Source organism: Comamonas aquatica NBRC 14918 (genome assembly GCF_000739875.1).
Classification (GTDB): Bacteria; Pseudomonadota; Gammaproteobacteria; order Burkholderiales; family Burkholderiaceae_C; genus Comamonas; species Comamonas aquatica.
Map to the genome: position 1 here is coordinate 1 of NZ_BBJR01000059.1, position 15,009 is coordinate 15,009.

The 15,009-nt window shown below is 66.4% G+C and carries 10 protein-coding genes and 1 pseudogene; 3 read left to right on the top strand and 8 right to left on the bottom strand.

Annotated features, from left to right (window positions below):
* Positions 1 to 444, top strand: a pseudogene (locus CA2_RS18340) (DEAD/DEAH box helicase); the annotation flags it as partial.
* A 99-nt stretch (positions 445 to 543) separates the two neighbouring features.
* Here the strand turns inward: CA2_RS18340 and CA2_RS13745 are convergent.
* The 3 genes from CA2_RS13745 to CA2_RS13755 form a co-directional block, all read right to left on the bottom strand.
* On the bottom strand, positions 544 to 1,692 hold the full coding sequence (locus CA2_RS13745) for an alpha-hydroxy acid oxidase (RefSeq protein ID WP_042418390.1): 1,149 nt from the start codon (positions 1,690 to 1,692) through the stop codon (positions 544 to 546).
* 5 nt (positions 1,693 to 1,697) lie between these two features.
* Complete coding sequence (locus CA2_RS13750) at positions 1,698 to 2,378, bottom strand: Fe2+-dependent dioxygenase (RefSeq protein WP_042418393.1); 681 nt, start codon at positions 2,376 to 2,378, stop codon at positions 1,698 to 1,700.
* Positions 2,379 to 2,531: 153 nt separating this feature from the next.
* A complete protein-coding gene (locus CA2_RS13755; protein WP_042418395.1) occupies positions 2,532 to 4,814 on the bottom strand; it encodes a TonB-dependent receptor in 2,283 nt (760 codons plus the stop codon).
* Between the two features lie 234 nt (positions 4,815 to 5,048).
* Between CA2_RS13755 and htpG the strand changes: the two genes are divergently transcribed.
* Positions 5,049 to 6,995 carry a molecular chaperone HtpG gene (gene htpG / locus CA2_RS13760; RefSeq protein WP_042418397.1) on the top strand — a complete coding sequence of 649 codons (1,947 nt, stop codon included), beginning with the start codon at positions 5,049 to 5,051 and terminating at the stop codon, positions 6,993 to 6,995.
* Between the two features lie 280 nt (positions 6,996 to 7,275).
* Positions 7,276 to 7,671, top strand: a complete 396-nt coding sequence (locus tag CA2_RS18355; RefSeq protein ID WP_245620964.1) for a hypothetical protein — start codon at positions 7,276 to 7,278, stop codon at positions 7,669 to 7,671.
* Positions 7,672 to 7,686: 15 nt separating this feature from the next.
* Here the strand turns inward: CA2_RS18355 and CA2_RS13770 are convergent, their stop codons facing one another.
* The 5 genes from CA2_RS13770 to CA2_RS13790 all read right to left on the bottom strand — a co-directional run bounded on the left by CA2_RS13770 (position 7,687) and on the right by CA2_RS13790 (position 14,872).
* Positions 7,687 to 8,634: a diguanylate cyclase domain-containing protein gene (locus CA2_RS13770; protein WP_042418402.1), complete on the bottom strand. Its 948-nt coding sequence runs from the start codon at positions 8,632 to 8,634 to the stop codon at positions 7,687 to 7,689.
* 8 nt (positions 8,635 to 8,642) lie between these two features.
* Positions 8,643 to 11,441, bottom strand: a complete 2,799-nt coding sequence (locus tag CA2_RS13775; RefSeq protein WP_042418405.1) for a response regulator — start codon at positions 11,439 to 11,441, stop codon at positions 8,643 to 8,645.
* 233 nt (positions 11,442 to 11,674) lie between these two features.
* The gene (locus CA2_RS13780) at positions 11,675 to 12,400 is read right to left on the bottom strand and encodes a response regulator transcription factor (protein ID WP_042418406.1); all 726 of its coding nucleotides are present in this window, start codon (positions 12,398 to 12,400) and stop codon (positions 11,675 to 11,677) included.
* A 173-nt stretch (positions 12,401 to 12,573) separates the two neighbouring features.
* Positions 12,574 to 14,040: a bifunctional serine/threonine-protein kinase/universal stress protein gene (locus CA2_RS13785; protein ID WP_042418409.1), complete on the bottom strand. Its 1,467-nt coding sequence runs from the start codon at positions 14,038 to 14,040 to the stop codon at positions 12,574 to 12,576.
* A 76-nt stretch (positions 14,041 to 14,116) separates the two neighbouring features.
* Positions 14,117 to 14,872 carry a metallophosphoesterase family protein gene (locus tag CA2_RS13790; RefSeq protein WP_042418411.1) on the bottom strand — a complete coding sequence of 252 codons (756 nt, stop codon included), beginning with the start codon at positions 14,870 to 14,872 and terminating at the stop codon, positions 14,117 to 14,119.
* Positions 14,873 to 15,009: the final 137 nt, after the last annotated feature.

Sequence of the window (15,009 nt, forward strand, 5' to 3'; positions counted from 1 at the left end):
AACAACGACGACCGTGGCCCCCGTCCCGAGCGCAGCTTCGGCGACCGTCCTCCGCGCCGTGAAGAGGGTGGCTTTGGCCGCTCGGACCGCCCCCGCTTCAACGACCGCAACGAGCGTGGCCCCCGACCCGAACGCAGCTTCGGCGATCGTCCGCGTCGTGAGGACGGCGGCGCCGCTCGTTCGGAGCGCCCCAGCTTCAACCAGGACCGTGGTCCCCGTCCCGAGCGCAGCTTTGGTGACCGCAAGCCCGGCTTTGGCAAGGGTCCGCGCAAGGACGGCGGCGACCGTGGTGGCCGCGAGCCGCAGGGCGATCGCTCCTTCCAGCCCCGCGAGGGCGAAGAGCGCCGTTCGCTGGGTGGCATCCGCACCTACCGTGCGCCTGCATCCCTGAAGGGCAAGGCCGCCCCGGTCAAGGTGATCCGCCGTGAAGAGGACGACCAGTAAGACCTACTGAAAACATAGCGCCTGGCGCTGGTTTTTCAAGCCGTTCAAGGCCGAAAGGCTTTGAAATCAAGAAAGGGAGCGCACAAGCAGCTCCCTTTTTTATTGCTTGGACGCTGCCGGCTGCCAGAGCACCTGGGGCGTGATGGTTTCCACGCTGGCGCAGCCCAGCTGGGCCATGGCCAGTTCCAGCTCGGCCCGCAGCAGGTGCAGCAGGTGGGCCACGCCCAGCATGCCGGCCGTGGCCAGGGCGTGCAGCTGGGGGCGGCCGATCAGCACGGCCTGTGCACCCAGGGCCAGGGCCTTGACCACGTCCGTGCCATGGCGCACGCCGCTGTCCAGCAGCAGCGGCACGGTGGGCCCGACGGCCTGGGCGATGGCGGGCAGCACCTCCAGCGGGCTGACCACGCCGTCCAGTACGCGGCCGCCATGGTTGGAGACGATGAGCGCATCGGCCCCCAGAGCGACGGCCTGCTGCGCCTGCGCCGCGGACAGGATGCCCTTGACCACCAGGGGTAGGTGGGTCTGGTCGCGCAGCCAGCGCAGGTCGTCCCAGGTGGGCGCCTGCTGGGCCAGCGGCGTGCCGAACAGGATGGGGCCTTGCAGTGCGCTGGTGTGCTGCGTGGCCGGCATGCCGCGCAGGTTGGCGGCCTCCACCCCGGGCGGCAGGGGGAAGCCCGAGCGCTTGATGCTGGCGTCCACCGTCCAGACCAGGGCGGTGTAGCCGGCGGCTTCGGCGCGGCGCACCAGCTGCAGGCTGTGCTGGCGGTCGGGTTGCAGGTAGAGCTGGAACCAGCGCGGTGCGCCCTGGCCCAGCTCCTGCGTGGTCTGGTCGGCGGTGGCGGCAATGGCTTCCAGCGTGTGGCTGGACAGGGTGCTGACCACCATGCCTGTCTGCAGCGCCATGGCGGCCTGGATGGTGGCCAGCTCGCCCGCCGGGTGCACCAGCTGCTGGTAGGCCACGGGCGCCAGCAGCAGCGGGCAGTGCAGCGGCTGGCCCAGCAGCGTGCAGCGGGTGTGGGCCTGCTGCAGCTGCGCCAGCGGCTGGGGCAGCAGGCGCAGCTGGGCGAAGGTGGCGCGGTTGTGGGCCAGGGTCAGGCCCTGGTCCGTGCCCCCCTGGATGTGCTGCCAGGCCTGGGCCTCCACATGGTGGATGGCATGCCGCTCGTAATCGGCGGCATGGGCGATGTCCGGCGGGATCTGTGCGTGGGCGGGGCGCACGGCGGCGCCCAGGGCGTTGAGGGCGGCCATGGGTGTCAGGCCTCGGACCACATGCGCAACAGGTTGTGGTAGGTGCCGGACAGCGCGGACAGCTTGGCGTGGTCCGGGTGGTCCAGGCTGAGCTGCTGGATGGACTGGTCCAGGTCGAACAGCAGGCGTCGTTGTTCGTCGGACTTGACCAGGCTTTGCGTCCAGAAGAACGAGGCATAGCGCGTGCCGCGGGTGACGGGGTTGACGCGGTGCAGGCTGGTGCCGGGGTAGACGATGGCATCGCCCGCCGCCAGCTTGACGCTCTGGTGGCCGTAGGTGTCCTCTACGATCAGCTCGCCGCCCTCGTACTCCTCGGGGTCGCTGAAGAACACGGTGGTGGACACGTCGGTGCGTACCTTGATGGCGGTGCCGGGGATGACGAACAGGGCGTTGTCGATGTGGTTGCCGTAGGTGTCACCACCCTCATAGCGGTTGAAGCGCGGGGGCAGCACGCGCAGCGGCAGCGCGGCCGACAGGAACAGGGGGTTGCGGCCCAGGCGGTCCAGGATGAGGTGGCCCAGCTGGGCGGCGATGGGGCTGTCGATGGGCAGTTGCAGATTGCTCTTGACCTTGACGGCCAGGCTGCCCGCCGTGGTGCGGCCATCCTGCCAGGTGGCCTGTTCCAGGGCCTGGCGGCAGTCGCGGACTTCGTCCGGGGTCAGCAGGGAAGGGATGCGCAGCATCATGGGGTCAGCAGCCTTTCAGAAAATCCGCCCTCAGCGCGGTGGCGGAGGGGGACAGTATCTATGGCAAAGCCCCGCAGCAGCAGACGCTGGCGGGGCTGGAAAGCCGGCCGCCTGCGCCGGATGCAACCCGGGCGCAGGCGGTGTCGTGCCGGCTTAGTACGTGAACTTCAGGGTGGCGACCGCCGAGCGGCCAGCACCGATGTTGGCGTAGTGCGGCGAACGCACGCCGGTGTAGTACACCTTGTCGGTCAGGTTGTACACATTCAGCTGCAGCGCCAGGTTGGGGTTGAACTGGTAGCTGGCCATGGCGTCGTAGCGGCTGTAGCCGGCCACGCCCTTGGTCACGATGCCGCCATCGACGCTGGAGCGCACATAGCCCTGGGCGACATCGCTTTGGGCGTACAGACCCAGACCCAGTGTCAGCTTGGCCATGGGCTTGTAGCTGGCCCACAGGCTGAAGCTGTGCTTGGGCGTGTTGGGGAAGGGCAGGCCGTTGCCGACGTTGTTCAGGCCCAGATCCTTTTGCTCGCTGTCCATGTAGGTGTAGCCACCGAAGACGCTGAGCTGGGGCAGGATGCGGCCGCTGAAGCCCAGTTCCAGACCGTTGACCACCTTGTTGCCGCCCATGTAGGTGACGCCGTTTTCGGTGATGCGCACGTTGGTGACTTCATTGCGGAACAAAGCGGCATTCAGGCTCAGCTGCTGCTGCAGCACCTCCCACTTGGTGCCCAGCTCAATGGAGCGGGTCTTCTCGGGCTTCAGATCGGCCAGGGCATCGGTGGTGGTGCTCAGGTCTTCATTGCCGTTGCCCAGGGTGGAGCCGCCGGGACGTGATGAGGTGCCGATGCTGGCGTAGATGCTGCCGTTGGCCGCAGGCTTGTAGACCAGGCCCAACTGGTAGTTGAACAGGGTGTCCGAGCGCTTGAGGTCGTACGCTGGGTAAAGCAATGTGGCGCCACGCCGGCTTTCAGGGCCGGAGGTGCTCAGGCGGTAGTGGTCCACGCGCAGGCCGGCATTCAGCAACCACTGGTCGTTGAATTTCAGGGTGTCGAAGCCGTACAGGGCCGTGGTGTCGATCTGGTTGAGCGTGGGCTGCGCGGGCAGCGTCCAGGCAAAGTTCCAGGCCGCGTTGGCACCGCCGGGGTTGCTCAAGGTGGTGCACCAGGGATCGCTGACCGCTGTACAGGAGCTGCTGGAGCTTTGGATGGCGGCAGAGCGTACTTCCGCCTTTTCCTTGGACAACTCCAGACCGAAGGCATAGCTGTGCCCGACCGAGCCAGTCTGTTCCTTTCCGGTGAACTCGGTCACGTTTTGCAGCGTCGTGGTCTCCGAAACGCGGGCATTGCCACGGCGCCAGACGTAGCCGTTGATGACATTGCCCTTGCTGTCGTCAGGTTGGGTCCAGACGTAGTCCTGCTTGGATTTGCTATAGCGCAGGCTGTTGCGCAGCTTGTTGGAGTCCGTGAACTTGTGCTCGACCGAGGCGGTGAACAGGTCGCTCTTTTCCTTTTCGTAGTCACGGTTGGTCAGGCCGTACCAGTTTTCACGGCTGTTGCCGTAGGTGGGGCGCACGGTGCTACCGCCGGGCAGGTTGCCGGCCCAGCTGCTGGCTTTACCAGTAACTAGGCTGCTCGTGTATTGGTAGGGGACACCGCCGTCGGGCACATTGTCGGTCTGCAGGTGCTGCCACGACAGGGTCACTTCCGTGGGCGTGCCCATGCCGAAGGTCACGGTCGGTGCAATGCCCCAGCGCTGGTTCTCGGGGCCGTTGCGGCCGGGCACGTCGGCGTCGTGCGCCATGGCGTTCAGGCGGAAGCCGATGGTCTCGCCCAGCTTGCGGTTCAGGTCCAGTGTGGCGCGCTTGTAATTGTCGGTGCCCAGGCCCACGTCGCCGCTGATGAAGTTGTCGGCCTTGGCCTTCTTGGTCGTCAGGTTGATGGAGCCGCCCGCGCCGCCACGGCCGGAATAGGCCGAGTCGGCGCCCTTGATGACTTCCACCGATTCCAGGTTGAACACCTCGCGGGTGCCGGCGGCGATGTCGCGCAGGCCGTCGACGAAGGTGCTGGACTGTGCGTCGGCGCCGCGGATGAAGGGCTGGTCACCCGTGGGGCTGCCGCCTTCGCCATTGCCGAAGGTGATGCCGGGGGTGGCCTTCAGCGCTTCCTGCAGGCTGGTGGCGCCACTTTGCTTGATCAATTCTTCATTGATCACCTGGACCGTCTTGGGGGTGTCGAGCAGCGGGACCGTGAACTTGGCCGAAGGGGCGGTGTCGACCTTCAGGGACGGTGTGGCGCTTTCCTGCACCGTGACGGTGGACAGGGTGGCGTCTTGGGCCAAAGCGGACGCACCAACGACACACAAACCCGTGGCCAAGGCCAGCTGGGTGAGTTCGCAGTGCAGTCCGGCCTTGTTGTATGGTTTTGTGGCGTTGGACATGGGAATTTCGCGATGAAAAAAGCCCCTGGGCAGGGGGTGGCGCGAATTCTAAGCGTGATTGATAACAATTCTTTTTTACTTTCTTGTTGATCTTGGTCAGCGTTGCCTGGGGGCAACAGCTGCGGGCGCTATGGGGGACTTGAATTGCCACCAAGTGCCTGCATATGGGGTGCGAGCCGGGTTTCCGGCGTGGTGTGACGGATCGAAACCGAAGACGCAACTCGATAGAAAAACATGAGCAAGCAAACCCATTCCTTCCAGGCCGAAGTCGCGCAACTGCTGCACTTGGTGACGCATTCGCTGTACTCCAACCCCGAGATTTTTATGCGCGAGCTGGTGTCCAACGCTTCGGACGCCTGCGACAAGCTGCGTTTCCAGGCGCTGAACGACGCCAGCCTGTATGGCGACCAGCCGAACCTGGAAGTGCGCATCGCCTTTGACGAGCAGGCCAAGACCATCACCATCACCGACACCGGCATTGGCATGAGCCAGGCCGAGGCCATCGAGCACCTGGGCACGATTGCCAAGAGCGGTACCAAGGCCTTCGTCGAGCAGCTGTCGGGCGACCAGAAGCAGGATTCGCAGCTGATCGGCCAGTTCGGCGTGGGCTTTTACTCGGGCTTCATCGTGGCCGACAAGATCAGCGTGGAATCGCGCCGTGCCGGTCTGCCCGCCAGCGAGGCCGTGCGCTGGACCAGCGGCGGCACGGGCGACTTCGAGGTGGAAACCATCACGCGCGAGGCGCGCGGCACGAGCGTGATCCTGCACCTGCGCGACGATGCCCGCGAATTCCTGAATGGCTGGAAGCTCAAGCAGCTGATCACCAAGTACTCCGACCACATCAGCCTGCCCATCCTGATGGAAAAGGAAGAGTGGAAGGACGGCGAGAACGATCAGCCCGGCGCCATGGTCAAGACCGGCGAGTGGGAAACCGTGAACAAGGCCAGTGCCCTGTGGACCCGTGCCAAGAAGGACGTGACCGAAGAGCAGTACCAAGAGTTCTACAAGGCCATCAGCAACGACTACGCCGATCCGCTGACCTGGAGCCACAACCGCGTCGAGGGCAACACCGAGTACACGCAGCTGCTGTACATCCCCGGCAAGGCCCCGTTTGACCTGTACCACCGTGAGAAGAAGGCGGGTGTGAAGCTGTACGTCAAGCGCGTCTTCATCATGGACGACGCCGAAGCGCTGCTGCCCGGCTACCTGCGCTTTGTGAAGGGGGTGATCGACTCGGCCGACCTGCCGCTGAATGTCAGCCGCGAGCTGCTGCAGGAAAGCCGCGACGTGAAGCTGATCCGCGACGGCTCGGTCAAGCGCGTGCTGGGCATGCTGGAAGACTTGGCCAAGCACGATAAGCATGAAGCGTCAACCGATGCCGATGGCGTTACCGATGTGGTCAGCGAAGAGGACAAGGCCAAGGAAGGCAAGTACAGCCAGTTCTACGCCGAATTTGGCGCGGTGCTGAAAGAAGGTCTGGGTGAGGACTTCGCCAACAAGGAGCGCATTGCCAAGCTGCTGCGCTTTCCCTCGACCACCTCGGACGGGGTGACGGTCTCGCTGGCCGACTACAAGGCGCGCATGAAGGACGGCCAGGAAGCCATCTACTACATCACCGCCGAAACGCTGGCCGCTGCGAAGAACAGCCCGCAGCTGGAAGTCTTCAAGAAAAAGGGCATTGAAGTCCTGCTGATGACCGACCGCGTGGACGAGTGGGCGCTGAACTACCTGACGCACTTTGATGGCACCCCGCTGCAGTCCGTGGCCAAGGGCGCCGTGGATCTGGGCAAGCTGCAGGACGAGGCCGAGAAAAAGGCCGCCGAGGAAGCCGCCGAAGCCTTCAAGCCGGTACTGGCCAAGCTCAAAGAAGCGCTGAAAGACAAGGCCGAGGACGTGCGTGTGACCACGCGCCTGGTGGACTCGCCGGCCTGCCTGGTGGTGACCGATGACGGCATGAGCCAGCAGCTGGCGCGCATGCTCAAGCAGGCCGGCCAGGCGGTGCCCGCCAGCAAGCCCGTGCTGGAAGTGAACCCTGAGCACGCCCTGGTCAAGAAGCTGGACGGCAGCGTGCACTTCCACGATCTGGCGCACATCCTGTTCGACCAGGCCCTGCTGGCCGAAGGCGGTATCCCCGAAGATCCGGCCGCCTACGTCAAGCGTGTGAACGCCCTGCTGGTGTAAGCCGCCAGCCGCGCGTTCCCACCACGTCCGCTCCAGCAGCCCCGACTGTTGGAGCTTTTTTTATGCTTGAAAAGCGGCTTGACCCTTATCCATCAAGCGCAGGGTGCTATGTAATTTGCCAATCACCGTGGTGTGGTGTGACGGGGTGGGTGGCTGGCGCCGGCAACGCCGCCAATCCTGGAACACCGGCCCTGGAACACCGGCGTTTGGCAGGGTTTCGTGGGCCGCGCACAATCGGGGCATGCATACACACACCGTTTCTTTGCGCCGGCTGGGCCTGATGGGCGTGTTGGCCCTGACCGCCTGTTCCCCTTACGTGGGGGTGGGCGTGCCTGTGGGGCCGTTCAACGTGGGGGTCGGTGTGGGCTCGGGCGGTGTGTCGGCCGGGGTCGGAACGGGCGTCGGGCCCGTGGGGGTGGGCGTCGGTGTGGGCTCCAGCGGCCAGGTGACCGGGCATGCGGGCGTGGGCACGTCGGTGCCGGTCGGCGGCGGTGCGCACGTGGGCGCCGGGGTGGGGACGTCCACCGTGTTGCACGCCCCCGGGGCTGAGAGTGCCCCGCCCGCATCGCCCCCCGCGCCGGCACCTGCCGCGCCCGAGGCCACGACGCCGCCACTGCAGTGGCGGGATGCCCACGGCAACGTGGTGCCCGAATGCCGCGTGCGTGGGCGCTGCTAGGCGCTCGCCCGCCGGCTAGTCCTCGCTGATGATCCGGTTGCGGCCGCCGCGCTTGGCGCGGTACAGGCGGGCATCGGCCAAGGCCAGCAACTGGTGGCTGCCGGGCACTTCCTGCGGCGTGGCCGCGGCCACCCCCATGCTGACCGTGACGAAATCCGTGGCCTGGGCCTGCACATGGGGCATCTGCAGGCCGGCAATCGCGGTCTGGATGTCATGGGCCAGCTTCAGGGCGCCGGAGACCGGGGTGTTCGGCAGCAAACAGACGAATTCTTCGCCGCCATAGCGCGCCACCATGTCGCCGGGGCGCTGCAGGCACTGAGCGATGGCCTGGGCCACCAGCTGCAGGCATTCGTCGCCGCGCAGGTGGCCGTAGTGGTCGTTGAAGGCCTTGAAATCATCCACATCGATCATCACCAGCCCCAGGGGCTGGTTCTGGCGCTGCATGCGGCTGAATTCGCGCGACAGCATGGTGTTGAAGTAGCGGCGGTTGGCAATCCCGGTCAGCCCGTCGCTGTGGGACAGGCGTTCCAGCAGATGCCGCTGGCGCACCAGCTCCAGGTGGTTGCGCACGCGCGCCAGCAGCACGGCGGTGCGGAAAGGCTTGGCAATGAAGTCTGCGGCCCCCATGTTCAGGCCGACTTCCTCGGCGCTCATGTCCGAGATGGCCGTCAGGAAAATCACCGGGATGTGGGCGGTGCGTGGCTCGCTCTTGAGACGGCGGAACAGTTCGAAGCCATCCATGCCGGGCATCAGCACGTCCAGCAGGATCAGGTCGGGGTTGTACTGCAGTGCCAGTTGCAGGCCCTCAGTGCCCGAGGTGGCGGTCTGCACCTCGCACAAGGTGCTGATCACGCTGGCGATCAGCGTGGCATTCATCTCCACATCGTCAATCACCAGCACCTTCTGTGCGTGGGTGGTCGCCAGCAAGTGAGGGTGAATGGGCTGCAGACTTGCGTGGGACATGGCGGGGCTCAGGCTTGGGAAAAACACGCTGGGCAATAGGCGCGCAACTGTGCCACGCCATCTTCCGCGCAATCTGCAATTTGTTGTGACAGTGTGGTTGTTTGGGCGGCGTCGGCGGCCTTGAGCGCGGTCGACAGGGCGGACGACAGGAAGCCCAGGCGCATCAGCCCGAAGGTGGCCGCCGTCCCGGACAGCTTGTGCGCTTCGGCACGCATGGTCAGCCAGTCGTGCTGGGCAGCCAGGGCGGGCAGGCTGCGCGCCCGCTGAAGGCTGTCGTTGGCAAATTGGGTCACGAGCTGCTGCAGCTTGTCGGGATTGAACAGCTGTGCCAGGGCGTCGATCGCGGAGGCGTCGAACACCAGGGGTTGGGGCGGGCTGGGGGGCGCGGCATCGCTGCCGTCTTGGCGTTCGGTGGGCGCCCCAGGGCTGGCGGCCAGCCATTGCTGCAAGACGGCGTGCAAGGACGACTCCAGCAGAGGCTTGGACAGGTGGGCATTCATGCCGGCGGCCTTGCTGCGCTCCATGTCCTGCACCCCGGTGTGGGCGGTCATGGCGATCACCGGCACGGATTCGAAGCCGGGCATCTGGCGCAGTGCCTTGGTGGCGCTCAGGCCATCCATGTGCGGCATCTGCACATCCATCAGGATGCAGTGGTAATGGCCCGGGCCCACGGCCTGCAGCCGCAGCAGGGCCTGCACGCCGTCTTCGGCCGCCTCGGTCTGCAGGCCGGCCGCGTGCAGCATGCCCTCGACCACTGCGCGGTTCAGGGGGTGGTCGTCCACCACCAGCACGCGCTGCCCCTGCCAGGTGGTGGGCGTGGGGGCGTGCGTGCGCTGTACGGGCGTGCGGGCGGGCTCCAGCAAGGCGGTGAACCAGAAGGTGCTGCCCTGGCCCAGCTGGCTTTTGACGCCGGTTTCTCCGCCCATCAGCTTGGCCAGCGCGCGCGAGATGGTCAGCCCCAGCCCGGTGCCGCCAAAGCGGCGGGTGATGGAGTTGTCGGCCTGCTGGAAGGCCTGGAACAGCAGGGGCATGCGGTCGGCGGGAATGCCGGGGCCGGTGTCCTGGACGCTGGCGTGCAGGATGATGCGGTGCAAGGTGCTGCTGGGGGCCAGGTGGATGGCGATGCGGATCCAGCCGGAGGCCGTGAACTTGATGGCGTTGTTCACGTAGTTGAGCAGGATCTGCGCAATCCGGTGCGGATCACCGCGCAAGCTGTCGGGCACCTGGGGGGCGATGTGGTAGTCCAGCGCCAGGCCTTTGTGGTTGGCATCTTCGCGGCACATGCTCAGCACATCCAGCACCACGTCGTGCAGGCTGAAATCGGTGCTTTCCAGCTGCAGCTGGCCGGCATCGATCTTGGAGAAATCCAGCACTTCATTGACGATGCCGCGCAGGTGCTGGCTGGCGCGCAGCACGCTTTGCAACTGCTCGTGCTGCGTCTCTGGCAGGTTGGCCTTGAGCAGCAGCTGCGTCAGGCCCAGGATGGCATTGAGCGGGGTGCGGATCTCATGGCTGATGCTGGCCTGGAGGTTGGATTTCTCCTGCGCCACCAGTTCGGCCTGGCGCTTGGCTTTTTCCAGCGCCAGGGACTGCATCACCTCCTTGGTCACATCCAGCCAGACGCCGTTGAAGACCACGCAGCCATCGCCTTCCATGTGGGGGTTGGCGCGGGTCTTGATCCAGCGGGTGACGCCGTCGGCCATGCGCATCGAGACATCGAAGTCCACCGGGGTGAGCGTCTGTGCGCTGTCCTGGAAGTGTTGCCGCGCCGTGGCGGTGGCGTGGGCGTCGTAGTGCTTGATGATCTGGGCCACCGTGCCGGTCTGGGTGTCTTTGTCCTCGCTGGCGCCCATGCCCATTAGCTGGGCCCACTGGGGGCTGACGAAGGTCAGCCGCCACGCGCCATCGGGTGTCATGCGCATCTGGAACACCGCGCCCGGCAAAGCGCTGGTCAGCTGCAGCAACTGGTCGGTCAGCAACTGGTTGTTCTGGTGCTGGACCAGGGCCTGCTCCAGTTGCTCAGCCTCCTGCAGCGACTGGCCGAAACTTTGCAGGGCCCGTGCCATGGAGCCGATCTCGTCTTGCCGGTGTTGGTCGGCGATGGGCGTGTCGTACTGCTGCCGGCTCATGCGCTGCATGCTGCGTGTCAGCCGCCCGATCGGGCGCGACACATGCAGCCAGGCGATCCAGGCGGTGCCGGCGCACAGCAGCAGCAGGCTCAGCCAGCCAGCGCAGGTGGCCTGGCGGATGGTCTGGGCCGTGTCCATGGCCATCTGTTGCGTGCTGTGGGCCAGCACATGCTGGGCGTCCACGCGCAGGGCTTCCACTTCGGTGTGCAGCAGGCCGAGGGCCGGGTTCAGGCTCAGGGTCAGGCTTTGCAGGGCCTGATCGCTGTGCCAGTGCAGGGTTTGCTCAATGATGCGGCGGGCGATTGCAAAGCTGTGGCGCGCCTGCATGAGCACGGTATCCAGGCGGAGTTCATAGCCCGGCAAGGCCGGGTACAGGCTGTGCAGGGTGCGCTCGAACGATTGCTGGGTCTGGTCAAGCTGCTCGGCGCTGGCCTGTGCCTGCCCGGTGCCCGGGGCCCTCAAGCTGGCATGCACCAGGCTGGAGGCGTCGGTCAGGTGCTGGCGCACCTGGCTGACCTTGTCCGCCACCAGGACTTGCTGGTCCAGCAGGGCGTGGTACTGGCCCTCGATGCGCTGCATGTGCCATGTGGCATACAGCGTGATGATGCTCGATACCGCACCCAAGCAAGCGACCAGGGCAACGATTTTGGCAGTCAGGCTGGAAAAGGAAAGCTTCATGGCCAAGGGCGCGGCATGGGCGGATGGAACAGGGTGGTGCGGCAGACCCGCTGTCACAGGGTGGCGGACCTAATGGGGCTCAAGTATGGCAGGCACAGCCTGTCATGGGGCTGGCGATGGTGCCTGCTGCCGACGGACGGGGTTGGCCCAGCTCCCGCGATGGCCGTGGGCGGGCGCTGCGCGGACCGCGTGCCGGATCGGCATGCCCGTCGCCGTGCCTGCCGGGGGCGGCCCTAGGCCGTGGGTGCTGTGGCCGCTTCCGGGGCCGGCAGGATTTCCATGCGGTAGCCCAAGCCGTAGATCGCGCTGAGCTGGTAGATCTGGCCCTGACCATGGAACTGGCCCAGCTGCAGCTTGGTGCGCAGGCGCGAGGCGTGGATGTCCAGGGTGCGCGAAGGCGTGGGGGTGATGCTGCCCCAGACCGCTTCGGTCAGGTGGTTGCGCGACAGCAGGCGGCCGCAGTTCTGGAACAGGAACTCGGCCAGCTCGTACTCACGGTGCTTTAGCTCGATCGGCTGGTCGTGCAGGTACACCGTGCGTGCCACGGGATCAAGCCGGTAGGGCTCGAAGTCCAGGCGCATGGTGGTGACGTCGGGGTAGGCACGGCGCATCAGGGCGGTGACGCGGGCCATGAGCTCCTGCACGCGCAGGGGCTTGATCATGAAGTCGTCTGCCCCGGCATGGAAGGCGGCGACGATGTCCTGTTCCTCGTGGCGCTGGCTGGCAAACAGGATGGGCAGCTTGCTGCCGCCCGCTTCGCGCAGGGCGCGCACCACGTCAATGCCACTCAGGCCCGGAAGCAGCCAGTCGACGATCAGCAGGTCAAAGCTTTCGCGACGCATGGCGCGCAGCAGGTCTTCGCCCGTCTCAAACAAGATGGTGGCATGACCCATTTGGTGAATCGTGGCCTCCACCAGCCGTAAAAAAACCGTGTCGTCGTCGAGAACAGCAATGCGCATGGTGGCGTTTGTAACAAAAAATTTCACATGATGGTGTGCGGCAATGCAAATGAATGCAAAAACGCCAGGAACGCCCGATGCAGGGACCCTTTCTCAGGCCCCATTTTGGCCCAGGATGGGACGCTCGCCCGCCGAAGTGCACGCTTCAAGTCTAGCGAAAGAGTGCGTGCCAATTAAGTGGTGGGGGTGCTGGCGTGACCGGTGTGCAACTGCCCCAGGGCTTCAAAGGGCAATTGCTGCTTGACCAGGATGACGGTGCACGGGGCATCGCGGGCCACGCGCATGGGGACGGTGGCAATCAGGCGCTGCATGTGCAGGCCGTGCGTGGCTGCGCCCAGGATGATCAGGCCGACGCTGTTGCCCTCGGCATAGCGCACCAGGGCCTGGGCCACGTCGCTGGCTTCGAGCACGTGGAAGCTGATGCCGTGGCCGGCGCTGTCCAGACCCTGGGCCCACTGCTTGAGCTGGGCCAGGTGGGTGCGGTGCAACTGGGTTTCGCTGCGCCGGCTGTCGGTGCTGCTGCTGGCCGAGGGCGAGATCACGGTGACCACCGCCAGCCGGGCCCTGGGGCGGGTGGACAGCGAGCGTGCCACGGCCTGGCGCAGGCTGTAGAGGGTGGCGTCGCTGACGTCCTTGTGCGGCAGCGCCACCATCAGGATCGGCACTTCGGAGATCTGCTGCGTGGGCAGCGGGCTGGGGTGGTACGCCATGCCGGCCGCGCGGATCCAGCGGCGCAGCTGGCCCCACAACGGCAGGCCGCGCAGCCGCAGGCCACGGCGCGTGATCGGAACCTGTCCGGGATTGGCCAGGTCGAAGGCCAGCTCGGCCGCCGTGGCATAGCGGTTGGCGGCCTCGGGCTCCAGGCAGCGCAGGATGATCTCCTGCAGCCAGTCGGGCACGTCGGCGCGCAGGGCGCGCGGCGGCGTGGGGGCCATCCACATGCGCTGGCGCAGGCCGCCATCGGTGCTGGGGTTGCCGAAGGGCAGCTCGCGCGTGGTCAGCTCGTAGAGCATGACGCCGATGGCGAAGATGTCGCTGCGCAGGTCGCCGCGCACGCCCACGATCTGCTCGGGTGCCATCCAGGCGGGGGAGCCCACGGCCTTGCGCAGCTCTTCGGCCAGCAGGTCGGGGTAGTGGGCATGGCAGGACAGGCCGAAGTCCAGCAGCACGGCGTTGCCGTCGTCCTGGATCAGCACGTTGCCGGGCTTGAGGTCCAGGTGGCAGCAGTTCTGCTGGTGCAGGCTGTGGGCGGCCTGGGCCATGGCCGCGCCCAACTGGGCGATGGTGGCAATCGGTTGCGCGCCGGGCTGGTCCAGCCAGTGCTGCAGGGTGTGGCCGGGCATGTGCTCCATGACCAGGTAGGGCAGGCGCAGCAGGTCGCCGGCGGCGACAAAGCGGGGCACGTGGGGGCCGTGCAGGGCCGGCAGGATTTGCAGCTCCATCTCGAAGCTGACGATGTTCTCGGCCCCGTCACCGGCCGTCATGCGCGGGATCTTCATCACCATCGGGAAGCCCGGGCTGCTGCCGGGGCTGCGCGGCTGGGCGTAGGTGACGGTGTAGATGTGGGCCATGCCGCCGGCATGGATGCAGTCGTGCACCAGGAAGCCGTCGACTTCGGTGCCGGGTGCCAGTTTCTTCATGGCCGTGCTGTTCCCTGGTGCTTCGGGGATCTGTGGGGGGCGCCCAGGCCCGGGCGGCGGGGCAGGGTCTGCGTCCTCATCGGCCTTGCTCCAGGCGCTCGGCAAATTCCGGCGGCATGCCGCTGCGCTGCACGGCCTGCACGGCGGCCGCATGGTCGTAGGGCACGCGGTAGAAGGTCAGGGTGGCGGCGCTGTCGTCGTACAGGGCGTACATGGCGCGCAGGTCGCCGTCGCGCGGCTGGCCGCAGGCGCCGACGATGCCCAGCCACTGGCGGTGGCTGGGCACGGGAATGGGCACGCCGGGCTGCGGCACGAAGCGCATGAGCTTGGCCGTGGGCGTGCGGTAGTACAGCGCCTGCTGGTGCACATGGCCGCTGAAGACGTAGCGGATGCCGGGGTCCAGGTCGCTGGCGGCGGCCATGCTGCGCTCGGCCATGACGCTGTTTTCGACGTAGGGCCAGCGCTCGGGGTGGTGGGCGCTGGCGTGCACCAGCAGGATGCGGCCGTGCGGGGCCAGCAGCGGCAGGTGCTGCAGGAAGTCCTGGTGGTGGCGGCCGAGCTGGTCGTGCGTCCACTGCGCGCCCTGTTCCCCTTGGTGCTGGATGTGGCGGGGCGGGTGCAGCGCCACGTCATCGTGGTTGCCGCGCACGGCCCAGGCACCCTGCTCGACGGCCTGCATGACCGTGTCCAGCACCTCGGCGGGCGAGCCGCCGTAGCCGACCAGATCACCCAGGAATGCCAGCTGCGTGGCGGACTGGGCGCGGGCGTGGTCCATGCAGGCCTGCAGGGCCTGGAGGTTGGCGTGGATGTCGGAGAACAGGGCCAGTTTCATGGACGACATGCTGCGCTTCCAAGCTGGCGGCTGGCTTGCAGTGTGCCCTGGGGCTTTCCCGGGGATTGGAAAAGATAGCTGATTGCGCTGGCTCAATGCGCGTTTGCCATGCAAATGGCCATGAAATCCAGCCATGC

Coding starts and splice junctions, on each gene's coding strand:
- CA2_RS13745 (WP_042418390.1), bottom strand. CDS start 1,692: ATGGCCGCCCTCAACGCCCTGGGCGCCGCCGTGCGCCCCGCCCACGCA.
- CA2_RS13750 (WP_042418393.1), bottom strand. CDS start 2,378: ATGATGCTGCGCATCCCTTCCCTGCTGACCCCGGACGAAGTCCGCGAC.
- CA2_RS13755 (WP_042418395.1), bottom strand. CDS start 4,814: ATGTCCAACGCCACAAAACCATACAACAAGGCCGGACTGCACTGCGAA.
- htpG (WP_042418397.1), top strand. CDS start 5,049: ATGAGCAAGCAAACCCATTCCTTCCAGGCCGAAGTCGCGCAACTGCTG.
- CA2_RS18355 (WP_245620964.1), top strand. CDS start 7,276: ATGGGCGTGTTGGCCCTGACCGCCTGTTCCCCTTACGTGGGGGTGGGC.
- CA2_RS13770 (WP_042418402.1), bottom strand. CDS start 8,634: ATGTCCCACGCAAGTCTGCAGCCCATTCACCCTCACTTGCTGGCGACC.
- CA2_RS13775 (WP_042418405.1), bottom strand. CDS start 11,441: ATGAAGCTTTCCTTTTCCAGCCTGACTGCCAAAATCGTTGCCCTGGTC.
- CA2_RS13780 (WP_042418406.1), bottom strand. CDS start 12,400: ATGCGCATTGCTGTTCTCGACGACGACACGGTTTTTTTACGGCTGGTG.
- CA2_RS13785 (WP_042418409.1), bottom strand. CDS start 14,040: ATGAAGAAACTGGCACCCGGCACCGAAGTCGACGGCTTCCTGGTGCAC.
- CA2_RS13790 (WP_042418411.1), bottom strand. CDS start 14,872: ATGAAACTGGCCCTGTTCTCCGACATCCACGCCAACCTCCAGGCCCTG.